Origin of the sequence: Paraburkholderia fungorum (genome assembly GCF_046027605.1) — a bacterium.
Classification (GTDB): domain Bacteria; phylum Pseudomonadota; class Gammaproteobacteria; order Burkholderiales; family Burkholderiaceae; genus Paraburkholderia; species Paraburkholderia fungorum_F.
Genome location: NZ_JAQQEF010000035.1, coordinates 31,311 through 45,794 on the forward strand (window position 1 = coordinate 31,311; position 14,484 = coordinate 45,794).

At 61.5% G+C, this 14,484-nt stretch carries 12 protein-coding genes and 1 pseudogene; 11 read left to right on the forward strand and 2 right to left on the reverse strand.

Going from position 1 to position 14,484, the window contains the following annotated elements:
* The first annotated feature begins 161 nt into the window (after positions 1 to 161).
* Positions 162 to 792, forward strand: a pseudogene (locus PQR53_RS34820) (sugar phosphate nucleotidyltransferase).
* Positions 793 to 2,132: 1,340 nt separating this feature from the next.
* Positions 2,133 to 3,563, forward strand: a complete 1,431-nt coding sequence (locus PQR53_RS34825; RefSeq protein WP_408464495.1) for a mannose-1-phosphate guanylyltransferase/mannose-6-phosphate isomerase — start codon at positions 2,133 to 2,135, stop codon at positions 3,561 to 3,563.
* A gap of 747 nt (positions 3,564 to 4,310) precedes the next feature.
* On the opposite strand, the gene PQR53_RS34830 is transcribed toward PQR53_RS34825, so the two are convergent.
* The gene (locus PQR53_RS34830) at positions 4,311 to 5,003 is read right to left on the reverse strand and encodes an HAD family hydrolase (protein WP_408464497.1); all 693 of its coding nucleotides are present in this window, start codon (positions 5,001 to 5,003) and stop codon (positions 4,311 to 4,313) included.
* A gap of 246 nt (positions 5,004 to 5,249) precedes the next feature.
* Here PQR53_RS34830 and PQR53_RS34835 point away from each other — a divergent pair, with 246 nt between their 5' ends.
* The 6 genes from PQR53_RS34835 (at position 5,250) to PQR53_RS34860 (ending at position 10,103) form a co-directional block, all read left to right on the forward strand.
* Positions 5,250 to 5,570, forward strand: coding sequence for a YXWGXW repeat-containing protein (locus PQR53_RS34835; RefSeq protein WP_408464499.1), 321 nt, complete (start codon positions 5,250 to 5,252; stop codon positions 5,568 to 5,570).
* 126 nt (positions 5,571 to 5,696) lie between these two features.
* A complete protein-coding gene (locus PQR53_RS34840; RefSeq protein ID WP_408464501.1) occupies positions 5,697 to 6,311 on the forward strand; it encodes an RNA polymerase sigma factor in 615 nt (204 codons plus the stop codon).
* Positions 6,308 to 6,727, forward strand: coding sequence for a hypothetical protein (locus PQR53_RS34845; protein WP_408464503.1), 420 nt, complete (start codon positions 6,308 to 6,310; stop codon positions 6,725 to 6,727). Before PQR53_RS34840 ends, PQR53_RS34845 begins: the two co-directional genes overlap by 4 nt.
* The gene (locus PQR53_RS34850; protein ID WP_408464505.1) at positions 6,724 to 7,290 is read left to right on the forward strand and encodes a periplasmic heavy metal sensor; all 567 of its coding nucleotides are present in this window, start codon (positions 6,724 to 6,726) and stop codon (positions 7,288 to 7,290) included. The genes PQR53_RS34845 and PQR53_RS34850 overlap by 4 nt, the downstream gene beginning before the upstream one ends.
* A 75-nt stretch (positions 7,291 to 7,365) precedes the next feature.
* A complete protein-coding gene (locus PQR53_RS34855) occupies positions 7,366 to 8,949 on the forward strand; it encodes a DUF1800 domain-containing protein (protein WP_408464507.1) in 1,584 nt (527 codons plus the stop codon).
* A 5-nt stretch (positions 8,950 to 8,954) separates the two neighbouring features.
* Positions 8,955 to 10,103, forward strand: coding sequence for a DUF1501 domain-containing protein (locus PQR53_RS34860; protein ID WP_408464509.1), 1,149 nt, complete (start codon positions 8,955 to 8,957; stop codon positions 10,101 to 10,103).
* Positions 10,104 to 10,333: 230 nt separating this feature from the next.
* Here the strand turns inward: PQR53_RS34860 and PQR53_RS34865 are convergent, their stop codons facing one another.
* Positions 10,334 to 10,696 carry a BON domain-containing protein gene (locus tag PQR53_RS34865; protein WP_408464511.1) on the reverse strand — a complete coding sequence of 121 codons (363 nt, stop codon included), beginning with the start codon at positions 10,694 to 10,696 and terminating at the stop codon, positions 10,334 to 10,336.
* 812 nt (positions 10,697 to 11,508) lie between these two features.
* Between PQR53_RS34865 and PQR53_RS34870 the strand changes: the two genes are divergently transcribed.
* The 3 genes from PQR53_RS34870 (at position 11,509) to PQR53_RS34880 (ending at position 14,482) form a co-directional block, all read left to right on the forward strand.
* Positions 11,509 to 11,715, forward strand: a complete 207-nt coding sequence (locus PQR53_RS34870; RefSeq protein WP_408464513.1) for a hypothetical protein — start codon at positions 11,509 to 11,511, stop codon at positions 11,713 to 11,715.
* A 112-nt stretch (positions 11,716 to 11,827) separates the two neighbouring features.
* Positions 11,828 to 12,601: an SDR family oxidoreductase gene (locus PQR53_RS34875; RefSeq protein WP_408464515.1), complete on the forward strand. Its 774-nt coding sequence runs from the start codon at positions 11,828 to 11,830 to the stop codon at positions 12,599 to 12,601.
* Between the two features lie 162 nt (positions 12,602 to 12,763).
* Complete coding sequence (locus tag PQR53_RS34880; protein WP_408464517.1) at positions 12,764 to 14,482, forward strand: long-chain fatty acid--CoA ligase; 1,719 nt, start codon at positions 12,764 to 12,766, stop codon at positions 14,480 to 14,482.
* Positions 14,483 to 14,484: the final 2 nt, after the last annotated feature.

Below are 14,484 nucleotides of genomic sequence, written 5' to 3' on the forward strand. Positions count from 1 at the left end.
AAAAGATTATCTGACCGTTAATACACTGCGTTAGTCGCAGTGACTTGGCTCGATTTGCATGAGTAATTAACGCAGATGCGGTGGCGCGTGGCAAATATCCGCAGGTGCAGTTTAATAAATCAACGAAATAACTGCGCGACCCAAAAAATAGGAAATCGATCGTGGCACGCAAAGGTATTATTTTGGTAGGCGGCTCCGGTACGCGGATTTATCCTATCACGCATGCTGTTTCAAAGTAGATTTTGCCGGTTTACGACAAGCCGATGATTTACTGCCTGCTATCAACTCTAATGATTTCGGAAATCCGTGACGTATTGATAATTCCAACCCCTCGGGATACGTCTTGTTTCGAGTCAGTGCTTGGTGGTGGTAGTCAATGGGGAGTGAATATCCAATATACGGTACAGCCTTCGCCGGATGGACTAGCGCCGGTGTTCATTATTGGCCGTGATTTCATAGGTCCAGATGAGGTGACGCTCGTGCTCGGAGGTAACATTTTTTTACGGACACGATCTTCCTGCGCAATTGAAACGGGCAAACGCATAGACGATCGGTGCTTCCGTGTTCGCCTATCACGTGCACGATCCGGAGCGATACTTTGCGAATCGAAGCATTTGCGTTCATTGCGACGCTTCAAAAGCGGCAAGGTCTCGTAGTCTTGTGCCCGGACGGAGGTCGCATTTCGAAATGGCTGGATTGATGCTGATCGATTTCTGACGTTGGCCCAATTGGTGTCGAAAAAATGCGTACGGCAAACACTTGATCCATCTCTTGATGGATCAGGTTGTCTGATGATCCCGCTTTATCGAGTTCGATTCAAGCTAACAGCGTTGCATCACAGGTTTTATGGAAGCTTGGTCGCAAGTGCGTTGCAGGTCCAGCGAGGGGTCTCCACGCAGTGCTCGCCGGTGTCTGTTCCATTGCTCGTGTCGAACTGGCGTTGAAGTAGTAACGGAGGACGGCTGCAGCATGTGGCTTTGCTGTAAACCAGCGACGATAGATCTGACGTTCGCACACTGGCGCTTCTGGTCGACTATCCAGCGGCCGTCGCGATCCAACAATTCACCTTGGCGTACGTGCCCTGTAACCGTCGATGGCGGGGCCGGCGCGGATTGTCGTGCTGCTGGTGAATGACACTGTGGCCTCTGCCTACGCTTCGTTGGGGCTGACCATTCGGTGGGTGCATGTGCTGTTTGCTTCCCGGCATGGTTAGGGATATGTTACGTACGCTAGCCCGTTGTTCACTGTGGTCTTGGAACGGTCGTTTGCTTTCACTTCGGGGTCCGACTGAGTTGGACCGTGACGAGCTTGTGCAGCTCTGTGCCAATCTTTGTTCACCATGCACGTTGTCGAGATGTGCTTCAATACGGAGCGTATGGACCAACACAGATTCGCCCCTGTTCTGGTCAAGGGTCGGAAAAGGGCGCGGAAGCAGCCTTAAAAAGCATACTAGAAAGCTAGGAATGCGAGTGCCGGCTTATTGTATTAGTTTTACGGAAGAGGGATTTTAGGGTGAAAAGTTCACGTTAGATAGGTCAGCGCACGAGGTCGACTGATGGTAATGGACCTGATTGGTATAGTTATAGTTGTTGCCATATTGGTGTTGGCGATCGTCGCCGTGGTCGATACTTTGCGCAAGAAAAAATGAGTTCTTGGCGAAATCGACATCAAGTCCTCCCTGCGCAAGATGCTTGAAGGTGCTGCGGCATGTCTCGGGTAAGATGGAAATACGGCCGTCCGAGCCCAGACGCGTCAATGTATGTTGCGTGCTGGCGGCGTAACCCGATCGCCCTTGTTTCCTAAACATGACTCGTCGAACGGGGCGCCATAATCGAATGCACCGCTGGGCGTTAACTTTATTGGAGCGCCTCAAGCATATGGCGACCGTCCACTCACTAGCCCATCCACACTAGTTCGACTTTTTGAAGGGTTGGACGGGTGAACTGGAAATCAGCACCGAACAGCTAGTGGATGACTGCGATAGGCCACATCGATGCTACCATTTCACATAATTAAAAAATCCAGTGGGATTCAGATTGCAGCGCTCGGGGTTTGAGCGTTCCCGCAAAGCGAACAGCTTTGCCATAAGAATGTTTCCAACTCATAAAAGTAAATGGAAAGGTAGGTAGACCATGCGCGTTCATCCCGTAATCCTTTGCGGCGGAAGCGGCACGCGGCTGTGGCCGATGTCGCGCGGCGGATATCCGAAGCAATATCTCAAGTTGACGGGCGAAAACACGCTAGTTCAACAAACCGCACTGCGCCTGCGCGGTATCGCCGACGTCGCGTCGCCGATCGTCGTCACAAATAATGAACAGCGCTTTCTTGTCGCCGAGCAGTTGCGCCAGGTCGACGTCGTGTCGTCGGCGATCGTGCTCGAACCGTCCAGCCGCAACACGGCGCCGGCTATCGCGGTGGCGGCGTTACTGGCCTTGCGAGAAAGTCCGGACGCGTTACTGCTCGTTCTGCCGTCCGATCACGTGATCAAAGGCGAAGAGGCTTTCGTCAAAGCGGCCGGCGCCGCGGCCCAGATCGCCAAAGATGGCTACCTGGTCACCTTCGGCGTCACGCCGACCGAACCGCATACCGGTTATGGCTACATCCGTTCGGGTGCGAACCTCGTTGAAGACGAGCAGACCTTTACGGTAGATTCCTTCGTTGAAAAGCCGGATGCGGAGACGGCCCAGCGCTTCCTCTCTGAAGGCAGCTACTACTGGAACAGTGGCATGTTCATGCTGAAAGCGTCCACCTACATGGAGGAGCTGCGTCGCTACGAGCCTGACATCGCGAGGCAGGCGGAGCTTTCGCTGGAAGGCGCGCAGCGCGACAACGATTTCGTCCGTCTCGAAGCACAAAGCTTCTCGACCTGTCCCAGCATCTCGATCGACCATGCCGTGATGGAGAAAACGAAGCGTGCCGCCGTGATCGCGGTCGCGGATCTGGGCTGGAACGACATCGGCTCGTGGACGGCGCTTGCCGACATTGCGCAGCGTGATGGACAGGGCAATGCGCTGATGGGCGACGTGCTGACCGACGCCGTGACCAATTCGTACATCCGCGCAGAACACCGGCTGGTGGCCGCGATTGGGCTGGATAACGTCGTGATCGTCGAGACCGCCGATGCTGTGCTCGTCGCGCATCGCGACCAGGCGCAGGACGTCAAAAAGATCGTCGAGCAGTTGAATGCGATGGGACGCCACGAGTCGGTCACGCATCGTCGCGTGGTACGGCCGTGGGGATCGTACGAAGGCATCGACAGCGGCGAGCGCTTCCAGGTCAAGCGCATCGTCGTGAGTCCCGGCGCGCAACTGAGCTTGCAGATGCATCATCATCGCGCGGAACATTGGATCGTCGTCAAGGGCACCGCGGTCGTCACCAATGGCGACAAAGAGATCATCCTGACGGAAAATCAATCGACGTACATTCCGCTCGGGGTCACGCATCGATTGCTGAATCCGGGCAAGATTCCGCTCGAGTTGATCGAGGTGCAGTCCGGCGCTTATCTTGGCGAGGACGACATCGTCCGCTTCGAAGACACCTATGGTCGTGTAGCGAAGGCTTGATCGCGATCGCACGGCTCGCCATGCATACGGCGGCGACATCGTTGCCGTGTGCCGTGTGCCGTGTGCCGTGTGCCGATTGCGGTTGATGTTTGCCCGCGTGGCTAAAGGCGCACCGACAGGATTGAACGTCGATCGGCGCGTGAAAAGAGGCGCAATGAAGATAGACGAGCCGCTTATGCCGGCCCATCTATCTTCTTTCGGTTTCTCGCACGGTCTAAAGCGGCACCACCTTCGGTTCACAGTGCGAAGGCGGGTTCCCATATGGCTGAAAGACCGGGCCACACCCCCAATGAATCGGCGGACACTCCCACCCACGCCGGACGACAACAGGTGGCATCATGCCGCCGGGACAAGCAGACGGCGCTTCTCGCGTGAGGTAGGCAATGCCGCCGCGAATGGATTGCGAAGCCGAGCGGTCGAGTTCATCGACGCGGGGCAAATCTTTGAGGACTAGCGTTTTCATGGTGGATCTCCGGCAGGGTTGGATTAACAATGAGCCCGGTTATCGCGGTGCTCATGAATTCCAATTGCACACACCGTGCCACCCACCGCGGAACCGCGCGCGCTCCACCTGTGCCCGATTTTGCGCGCGCAAGGTGGTTGAGATAGCCCGACTCGCGACGCGACGGTGTCGGTGCGCCGCCAACAGTCACACCCGTTATGGCGAACGAGCCTAACCGCCTCGCGGTGGAAGATCGCGTATATCGCGTGCCGATCGATCCTGCATTCGCGTAACGGCGCGTGCCCTCAGCGCGGCATGCCTCGCCATCCCGCAAGCAGCCCAGGCAATTCGGCCATGTCCCGAAACACATGCACCGCGCCCGCGCCATGCAACGCGGTCGCGCTGCTGTGGCCCAGCTCTTTCGGGCAATAGCCGAACACGGTGGCGCCGGCGGCCACGCCTGCCGTCGCGCCCGTGACGGTATCTTCAACAACCGCGCAACGTTGCGGGTCCACGCCCAGCCCCGCGGCCGCGGCCAGGTAGACATCGGGATAGGGCTTGCTGCGTGGGGTTTCGTGGCCGCTGAAAATGCGGCCTTCGAAACAGTCGAGAATCCCGGCCTTCGCCAGTTGTAGTTCCACTTTGACGCGATCGGCGCCCGACGCGACAGCGATGCGTCCGTCGAGTGCCGCGTAAAGCGCGCGCACGGCAGACGCCGCGCCGTCAATCGCCACCAGTTCGCGATCCAGCGCCTCATTACGGCGCGCACGAAACTGCGTCAGCCAATCCGTCGTAATCGCGAAGCCGGTGCGCGCTTCGATCAGCGGCGCTTCGTCCTTGACGGCCTTGCCGACAAAAATGCGCATCGTCTCTTCAACGCTCAATTGCCAGCCCAACTCGCCGAGCATCTCGGTCAGCACGCGGTTGGTGATGGGTTCGGAGTCGACGAGCACGCCGTCGCAGTCGAAGAGTACGGCGTCAAAAGGGAAATCGGCCATCGGGCAGGGTACAGGTAGAGGTCGCGGAACCAGCAAGGATACCTCACCGGCTCGCGCCGCCGAGTCTCGCCGTTCACCCGATGATCGACGCGGTTCTTTAACTTTGAACGATTTCTGGCCACCGCGAGTCGCACGCTTTCAGCGCGGTTCTTCTCCATGCAAATCAAAGCGACGGATTTTTCCGGCTGCTGCGTTCAAGAAGAAACGGAGCCGCTTCCGGCTTCGGCTCGGATGGGAGAAACCAGCATGACAACGACCAAACCGGTCCGCTTTCTGACCTCGGTGCTCGCAGCTGCAATTACTAGCGCCGCCGCGCTGACGGCGGCGCCCGCCTTCGCGCAGGCGGTGATCGTTGCGCCGATGGCGCCACCGCCGCCGCGCGTCGAAGTGATGCCGGCGCCGCGTGCCGGCTACGTCTGGGATCAAGGCCGCTGGCGTTGGGACCATGGACGTTATGTGTGGGTGCCGGGCCATTGGCGGCCGGTTCGCGTCGGCTACCGCTGGGTGCCGGGGCATTGGGTGCAGCGCGGCCCGAACTGGCGCTGGGTCGAAGGGCATTGGGCCTGAAGGTTGAGCGTCGTATATTGATGCCATGCACGCAGTCGTCCAATCGCGGTGCGCCGTTCGGATCGGTGCGCGCACAACCACCCGATTCGCGCTGCGCCCCCGGCGCGCGCTGCGGAGCCGCACGCCTTGAGCGAACGCGAGCCCCATGGCGATAGCCATCCCGATCGCGCAGACCATCCCGATGGCGAACGCGATCCCGACGCGGAACTGCTGGCACGGGTTGCCCGCCAGGACCCGGCCGCCGTCTGCTCGCTCGTCGCGCGCAAGCTGCCGCGTCTGCTCGCGCTCGCCACGCGCCTGCTGGGCGATCGCATGGAAGCGGAAGACGTCGCGCAGGAAGTCTTCGTGCGGATCTGGAAACAGGCTTCGCGCTGGCGCGAAGGCGAGGCGAAGGTCGATACGTGGGTGCATCGCGTCGCGCTCAATCTTTGCTATGACCGCTTGCGCGGCCGCCGCGAAGTCCCGCACGACGACCTGCCTGACGAGATCGATCCGGCCGCACTGCCCGACGCCATGCTCGAAACGCGCGACCGGGACGAGCGTGTTCGCGCTGCGCTCGCCGCATTGCCGGCACGGCAGCGCGAGGCGCTGGTGCTCAATTACTACCAGGAAATGTCGAACCTCGACGCTGCTGCCCTGATGGGCATCACGGTCGATGCGTTGGAAAGTCTGCTGGCACGCGCGCGCCGCAATCTGCGCGCTCAACTGGCCGGCAGCGGTCTTAGCAAGGACAAGTCATGACGCCCGAAAGATTCCATCAGATCGTCGAAGCCTACGGCGCAGATCCACACCGCTGGCCGCAACAGGAGCGCGCGGCGGCGGAGCGCTGGGCCGCGGCGCATCGTGTTGAGGCCGATACGGCGCTGGCGGACGCGGTCAGCCTCGATGCGTGGCTCTCGGCCGATAAGCTCGAGCCGCCTGGCATGGCGCTGCAGCAGCGCATCATCGGCAGCGCACCGGTACGGCGCCCGAGCTCGCCCCGCCGGCGATGGTGGTGGTCGGGCGCCGCGGTGGCCGGCGTCGGACTGCTGGGCGGCGCGGCCGGCGCTTTTGCGGTGTCGTTTTTTGTGGTGACGGGGACCGTTCCGCAAGTGCATGAATCCTCTTATTTAACTTCGAGCTTCGGTGGTTCTCCCGCCGATTGGAGCGGCGAATGAACGGCCGGTCATGGAAAATCGTGCTGGTGGCGTCGCTGGTACTCAACGTGTTCTTGCTGGGCGCGATCTTCGGCGGTGCTTATCAATGGTTTGCCGCGCGTGCCGCGGGTGGCGTGGTGATGGCACAGCAGCACACGGCGCTGCGCTTCGCCGCCGAATCGCTGCCGGCTGAGCGTCGGAAGTCCTTTGCCGACGGTTTGAAGAATGCGCGCCACGACGGACGGCAGTTTGCGCGCGAGGGCCGTGAGGGACGTCGCGACGTATTGCGCCTGCTGGCCGCGCCGCAATTCGATCGTGCGGCGCTGGATGCCGCGCTGGCCCGCACGCGCGAGGCCGACAGCAGCCTGCGCGCGAAAGTGGAGGGCAGTGTGGCGGACTTTGCGGCCACGCTGTCGCCCGAACAGCGCGTCGAATTCGCCGAGAGCCTGAAGCTGCGCGGACAGTGGCGTGAGCCGCAACCGGCCGCCAATGCGAACAAGCCGGCGAAGTCGGGCAATGCGGCCGCGAGTGACGCATCGAGTGACGCATCGAGTAACGCATCGAGTAACGCTGCGGCCGATTAAGAAAATGCTAAACGGGCGCGACGGATTTCATCGTGGCGCCCAGTTAAAGAAATATCCAACGCCGAAGAGGATGGCATGGCTACCTCACCGAACATGAATCCCGCGGCGATTGCGCTGAACCGCTTCGGGCTGGGCGCGCGTGCCGACGACACGCCGCCCGCCGACCCGAAAGGCTGGCTGCTCGCGCAGTTCGAGCAGTATCAGCCACGGCCTGCCGCGTGGGCGAGCCAGCCTGATTCAGTCGCGCTGTCCACCGAGTTGGCACAGCAGCGCATGCAGATGAACCAGTTGAATCAGCAGGTCCAGCAGACCCAGCAGAATCCGCAGAACGTCAGCGAAGGCGCGGCGGCTAGCCAGGGGAATGCGCAAGCCAACGGACAAGTCAGCACGCAAACCAACGGAAAAACCAACCCGCAAGGCACCGGACAAGCCGCAACAGAAACCACTGCCCAAACTGCTAAGCAAGCCGAAAGAAAGGCGCTGCGCGGCGAAATCCTCGGTATGTACCGTTCGTCGGTGAACGCGCGGGTCGTCAGCGCGCTGACCACGCCGACGCCTTTCATCGAGCGGCTGGTTCATTTCTGGGCGAACCATTTCGCGGTATCCACCGAGAAACCCGGTGTGGCCGCGCTGGCCGGCTCATTCGAAGCGGAAGCGATCCGCCCGCACGTGCTCGGCCGCTTCGAAGACATGCTGGTCGCGGTCGAACGTCATCCGGCCATGCAGTTGTTCCTTGACCAGACGCGCTCGGTCGGGCCGGACAGCATGGCGGCCATGCGTGCCGCACAGCGCAATCCGGACATCAAGCGTGGTCTGAACGAGAATCTGGCGCGCGAAATCATGGAGTTGCATACCCTTGGCGTGAGGAGCGGCTATAGCCAGGACGACGTCACCGAATTCGCTCGCGCACTGACCGGCTGGAGCCTCGCCGGCAATCCGGGCAATCCCGGCAATGCTCGCAGCGCGGGCCGGCAGGCCATGCCACCAAACGCCGCCCCAGGCACCTTCGTGTTCCGCGTCGCGCTGCATGAACCGGGCGCGAGAACGATCATGGGGCGCCGCTACGATCAGCCGGGAGAAGAGCAGGCGTTGGCGATCCTGCACGACCTCGCCAGCGCGCCCGCGACAGCGCAGCACATCGGCGGCAAGCTCGCCCGTCACTTCGTCGCGGACAATCCGCCGCCGGACGTGAGCGCGCGGCTGGCGAGCGCGTTCGCGCGCAGCGGCGGCGATCTGCCGACCGTGTACCGGACGCTGATCGACATGCGGGAGGCGTGGTCGCCGGTCGCCGTGAAGTTCAAGACGCCGTGGGAATGGACCATTTCCTCGATGCGCGGGCTCGGCTGGCAGGACCTCGGCAACCTGCAGGCCGCGCCTGTTCTGACGCAACTCGGTCAGCCGGTATGGCGTCCTGGTTCGCCCGCCGGTTACGACGACATTGCCGCGAGCTGGGCGGCGCCGGACTCGCTCGTGCGCCGGGTCGAAGTGGCGCAGCGCTTCGCCTCGCGCGTCGGCGACCGGCTCGACGCTCGCTCGCTCGGGCCCACCTTGCTGGCCGGCTCGCTCAGTGCGCCGACGGCCATGGCGGTGTCGCGGGCCGAAAGCGCGTCGACGGCGATTGCGCTGCTGCTGGTCTCGCCGGATTTTCAACGGAGATGAATCCCATGCTTTCACGCCGCCAGTTTCTGGGCATCGCCGCCGCGGGCGCGGGCGCGATGCTCGTGTCACCGCAAATCGCTTTTGCCAGCGTGGCCACCGATCGCCGCTTCGTGTTCGTGATCCAGCGCGGCGCGGCCGACGGCCTGAACATCGTCGTGCCGTATGCCGAGCCCGCGTACGCGACACTGCGGGGTGCGCTTGCGATCGATGCATCGAGCGCGACCAGGCTGGACGGCACCTTCGCGCTGCATCCCTCGCTCGCACAGACTGCCGCGATGTATGCGGATCATCAGGCGCTGTTCGTGCACGCGGTGGCGTCGCCGTATCGTGACCGCTCGCACTTCGACGGGCAGAACGTGCTGGAAACCGGCGGCACGTCGCCGTATCAGATGAAGGACGGCTGGCTGAACCGGCTCGTCGCGTCGATGCCGGCCACGCGCGCGAACGCGATCGCCTTCGCGCCGACCGTGCCGATGGCGCTGCGCGGCAACGCGGCGGTGACGTCGTATGCGCCCTCGGGCTTGCCGCAGGCGCCTGACGATCTGCTCATGCGGGTCTCACAACTGTACGACCAGGATGCGCAATTGCGGCCGCTATGGGAGTCGGCGATGACCGCGCGTGGGCTCGCGGGTGACGCCGGCGCGCGTCAGGACCCGGCGAGCCTCGGCAAACTCGCGGCCGGTTTTCTGTCGCGCGACGATGGTCCGCGTATTGCGATGATCGAAACCGGTGGCTGGGACACGCATACCGCGCAGAACGCGCGCCTTGCCAATCAGCTGAAAGCGCTCGACACGATGCTCGCGGCATTACGCGACGGCATGGGTCCGTCATGGAGCAAGACGACCGTGGTGGTGGCAACCGAGTTCGGCCGAACCGCCGCCGCCAATGGCACGGGCGGCACCGACCATGGCACCGGCTCGGTGGCGATGGTGCTGGGCGGTTCGGTAGTGGGCGGACGCGTGCTCGCCGATTGGCCCGGCCTGAAACCGGGCGAGCTTTACGAGGCGCGCGACCTCAAGCCGACCTTGTCACTGGATGCGCTGATCGCGGGCGCCGCGAGCGAAAGCCTCGGACTCGATCCGCAACGCACGGCCGCCACGCTGTTCGGCCAAACGGCGGGCACGCGGCCGATGACCGGGCTCGTGCGCGCCTAGTGGTGGGGCGCAAAACACAAGGCGCTAGCATCCCGGCGAGCGGACTGGAGCGCTGTGCGCCGGGTGAGCGGTACGGCGGGACGCTGAAACGGATGTCGTGAAGTCGTCGGCCTGGCCCGACGATGATGGTTTCAAATACCAGGACAACATCAGGACGATAGGCATCGCTGCAGCGTGGTTCTTGCGGCGATGCCTATCGCGACCAGTCGTCGTTCAATCGCCAGGCGAGATCAACCCCCGCCGCCACCGCCTTGCGTACCGAGTGTCAGCTTGTTGTTCACCGACTTGACGCCGGCCACGTTCTTTGCCACTTCCTCCGCTTGCGGGATCTGCGCGCCATCGGGCACCGATCCAGTCAAGGTCACCGCGCCGCCACGTGCCCGAACAAACACGTTCGACACGTCAAAGCCCTGCGCTTTCGACAGAGCCTTGCGCACGGTCAGCCCTAACTTGCGGTCCGCGCTCTTCACGGCCTTCGCAGACGGAGCCGCAGCCGGCGCCGCCATCGCGTCGCTGGACTGGGCATAGGCACTGGACGCAGTCGCTACACACAACGCGATGCCAAGCGCCTTCAATAGATTCACTGTTTTCACGTTTTCTCCATCCTCGAAAAGTTGAGTTCGCATCGTTGCATGCAAAAATCACGCGCCTGCGGGCGCTTTGCTGCCCGCATGGAGTTCCCTGTCTTGTAGAAGAGTGACGTTGTGAAGCTCCCAGCGCGCTTAAACAATACTCCAGCAAACGCACTAGTGTTGAAAAAACTGACCTGAGGGGTTGGTGCTGGCCGCCAGTGGCGGGATTTGGCTATCGATGGAGCGATGCGCTGCGATGCTGGTGCGAGGAGGAACGTCTCGCTGCATCGCAGCACGTGGTTGGGGTTTCCTTGAACTGACTTTTTGGCCTTTCCTTGAATTGATATTGGTCTATTAGTGTTGCCCCTGTGCGGGGCGGCACTTACTTTCTTTGCCGCGGCAAAGAAAGCTAAGCAAAGAAAGCCGCTCACCCCGCCAGCTCATAAGCGGGTCCCCCGCACAGCTATGGTAGTGGTGCATCTGGAATCCGTGTTCTCGCACATTCGACGTGAGTGACAAGGGCGTCATCAGCTCCCACTCCGCACTGCGTGCGTCGCGGATGGGGGCTGCATGGGAAACCAGTGGGTTCGTTTGGGGTATGAGGACCATCGGATTCGCCTCGGCGAAGCACCCAGTTATCCTAAAGATTCACTCTGCTAGCGAATGAAAATGCAAAAAATCCAGCTAAATGACTACGCATAAATAACGCTTCGGCGCGCGCAGCGCCGCCGGAAGTATGACGCCTTTGTCACTCCCTTCGAATGTGCGAGAACACGGATTCCAGATGCACCACTACCGCGACTGTGCGGGGGCCCCGCTTATGAGCTGGCGGTGTGAGCGGCTTTCTTTGCTTATCTTTCTTTGCCGCGGCAAAGAAAGTAAGTGCCGCCCCGCACAGGGGCAACGCTAATAGACCAATAACAATTCAAGGAAAGGCCAAAATCAATCAAATGCCAAAGAGCCAGATCAAGGAAAGGCCAAAAACCCAGATCAAGAAAACCCCACCGCCGCAGGCAACCACCCATCCACATCGAAAATGAATGACCGTGCTTTTATTTACACGCCGAACTCCGCCACGTATGATGGCCAGAACCCTGCAATAAAAAACTCTGCATCGCAGCACAACCGAACCACACCCGGAGGCGCACCGTAATGTCTGTGAAAGACCTGTTTCAACTGGACGGCAAGGTTGCACTGATCACCGGAGGCTCGCGCGGGCTAGGCCTGCAAATGGCCGAGGCGCTGGGAGAAATGGGCTGCCGCGTGGCGATCACCGCCCGCAAAACCGACGAACTCGCGGAAGCGAAAACGCATCTCCAAAGCAAGGGTATCGAGGCGCAGACCGTGGTCAACGATCTGCAGCGCTTCGAGGGTATTCCCGGTCTCGTGGATGAAGTACTCGGCGTGCATGGCCACATCGACATTCTCGTGAACAACGCGGGCGCGACATGGGGCGCACCCGCCGAAGACTATCCCGACGAAGCGTGGCACAAGGTAATGAACCTGAACGTCAACGCGCCGTTCTTCGTCGCTCGCGAAGTAGGCAAGCGCAGCATGATCCCGCGCCATGCGGGCAAGATCATCAACATCGCATCGGTGGCGGGTCTGAAGGGTTCGCCCCCCGGCATGAACACGATCGCGTACAACACGTCCAAAGCCGCGGCAATCAACTTCACCCGCGCGCTCGCGGCGGAATGGGGCAAGTACAACATCAACGTCAACGCGATTTGCCCAGGCTTTTTCCCCTCGAAGATGTCGGCAGGCTTGCTCGACAAACTCGAAGACACCATCGTCTCGCACACGCCTTTGCAGCGTCTCGGTGGTGACGAGGACCTCAAAGGGCCGATCGTATTTCTTGCGAGTGAAGCGTCGCGTCACATCACGGGTCAGTATTTCACGGTGGACGGCGGTGCGATCATCGTCTGATTGACCGACCCATAGCGCAGCGCGAGAACCCAGCCGCGTTGCGCTTGCGTTGCGAACAAGGAGACGCCGCGGTTAGCCAGCCGCGTCCGTCACGCGGTGGATGTGAACAACGCGCGCGCCGTCAGCGTGAAACGCGTACAGACAGTCAGGCAGGAGACGCCCATGAACGAACGCCATCACCCGAATTGGCCGCCGCACGTGCCGCTACATCTGACGCTGCCCGAAACCAGTATCTTTTATAACGCCGAGGTATCGGCGGCGCGCTTTCCCGACAAGCCGTTCATCGTCTTTTATGATTCGCCGGTCACGTTCCGCGAGTTCAAGGACGAAGCCGAGCGTATCGCAGGATTTCTTCAGCAGGAATGCCACGTCAAGGCGGGCGATCGTGTCCTGCTCTACATGCAGAACAGCCCGCAATGGATCATCGCTTACTACGGCATCTTGCGTGCGAACGCCGTCGTGGTGCCGGTCAATCCGATGAACCTGAGCGGCGAATTGGCTCACTACGTCGAAGACAGCGGGGCGACCACAATCATCGCGCCGCAATGCCTGTTCGCGAACGTCGAGCCGCTGATCGGCACGGGTCCAGGGCAGGGTATCGAGCACGCGATCGTGGCCACCTATGGCGACTATCTGAAGCGCCCGTCGCCGATTACCGTGCCGGAATTCGTGGCAGCGCCGCGCAAGACCTTCGATATTCCCGGCGTCACGCCGTGGCGCGAGGTACTCGAACGGCGCATCGCGCCGGGTCCGCTCACCACCGGTCCAACCGACCTGTGCGTGATGCCGTACACGTCCGGCACGACCGGCAAGCCGAAGGGCTGCATGCACACGCACCGCAGCGTGATGAGCACGCTGCTCGGCGGTTGCGTCTGGTTCTCGTCGCCGTCCGACGGTGTGTATCTATCGGTATTGCCGTTCTTTCACGTGACCGGCATGCAAGGGGGCATGAACAGCGCGGTGTTTTCGGGCGCAACGATCGTCGTGTTGCCGCGCTGGGATCGGGAAGCCGCGGCGCTATGCATGCAGAAATATCGCGTGAGCGCGTGGCAATCGATCACCGCGATGATGGTCGACTTTCTGTCGAACCCGAAGCTCGGCGAATACGATCTGTCGAGCCTGACGGGCGCGCGGGGCGGTGGCGCCGCCATGCCGGATGCGATTGCCAGAAAGCTCAAATCGCTCACCGGGCTCGATTACGTCGAAGGCTACGGCATGTCCGAGACGATTGCCGCCACGCACATCAATCCGCCGCATCGGCCGAAGCCGCAATGTCTGGGCATTCCGGTGTTCGACGTGGACTCGCGTGTCATCGATCCCGTCACGTTGCAGGAACTCCCGCAAGGCGAAACCGGCGAGATCATCGTGAACGCGCCGCAGGTCATGCAAGGTTACTGGCGCAATCCCAAGGCAACTGAAGAAGCGTTTATCGAACTCGACGGCAAGCGCTTTCTGCGTACCGGCGACCTCGGTCATATCGACGAGGACGGGTATTTCTTCATGACCGATCGCCTCAAACGCATGATCAATGCATCGGGTTATAAGGTGTGGCCCGCGGAGGTCGAGGCGTTGATGTACCGGCATCCGGCTATTCAGGAGGTGTGCGTGATCGGCGTGAAGGACGCGAAGCGCGGCGAAACCGTCAAGGCACTGGTGGTGCCCGCTGCGGCGCATGCCGGCACGCTCAGCGAGCAGGAGGTCATCGACTGGGCGCATGAGCAGATGGCGTCTTACAAGGCGCCGCGCATTGTCGAGTTCGTGACAACGTTACCCAAGTCGGGCAGCGGCAAGATTCTGTGGCGCAAGTTGCAGGAAGAGGATGCGGCGCGCACGGCAGCGGCCAATGAGAGCAATGGAGGCGAGGGAGGCGCCTCGTCATGACA

Bases quoted from the DNA above. Each gene is read 5' to 3' on its own strand.
- PQR53_RS34845 (WP_408464503.1), top strand. From the start codon at position 6,308: ATGACGCCCGAAAGATTCCATCAGATCGTCGAAGCCTACGGCGCAGAT.
- PQR53_RS34830 (WP_408464497.1), bottom strand. From the start codon at position 5,003: ATGGCCGATTTCCCTTTTGACGCCGTACTCTTCGACTGCGACGGCGTG.
- PQR53_RS34825 (WP_408464495.1), top strand. From the start codon at position 2,133: ATGCGCGTTCATCCCGTAATCCTTTGCGGCGGAAGCGGCACGCGGCTG.
- PQR53_RS34855 (WP_408464507.1), top strand. From the start codon at position 7,366: ATGGCTACCTCACCGAACATGAATCCCGCGGCGATTGCGCTGAACCGC.
- PQR53_RS34875 (WP_408464515.1), top strand. From the start codon at position 11,828: ATGTCTGTGAAAGACCTGTTTCAACTGGACGGCAAGGTTGCACTGATC.
- PQR53_RS34835 (WP_408464499.1), top strand. From the start codon at position 5,250: ATGACAACGACCAAACCGGTCCGCTTTCTGACCTCGGTGCTCGCAGCT.
- PQR53_RS34850 (WP_408464505.1), top strand. From the start codon at position 6,724: ATGAACGGCCGGTCATGGAAAATCGTGCTGGTGGCGTCGCTGGTACTC.
- PQR53_RS34860 (WP_408464509.1), top strand. From the start codon at position 8,955: ATGCTTTCACGCCGCCAGTTTCTGGGCATCGCCGCCGCGGGCGCGGGC.
- PQR53_RS34880 (WP_408464517.1), top strand. From the start codon at position 12,764: ATGAACGAACGCCATCACCCGAATTGGCCGCCGCACGTGCCGCTACAT.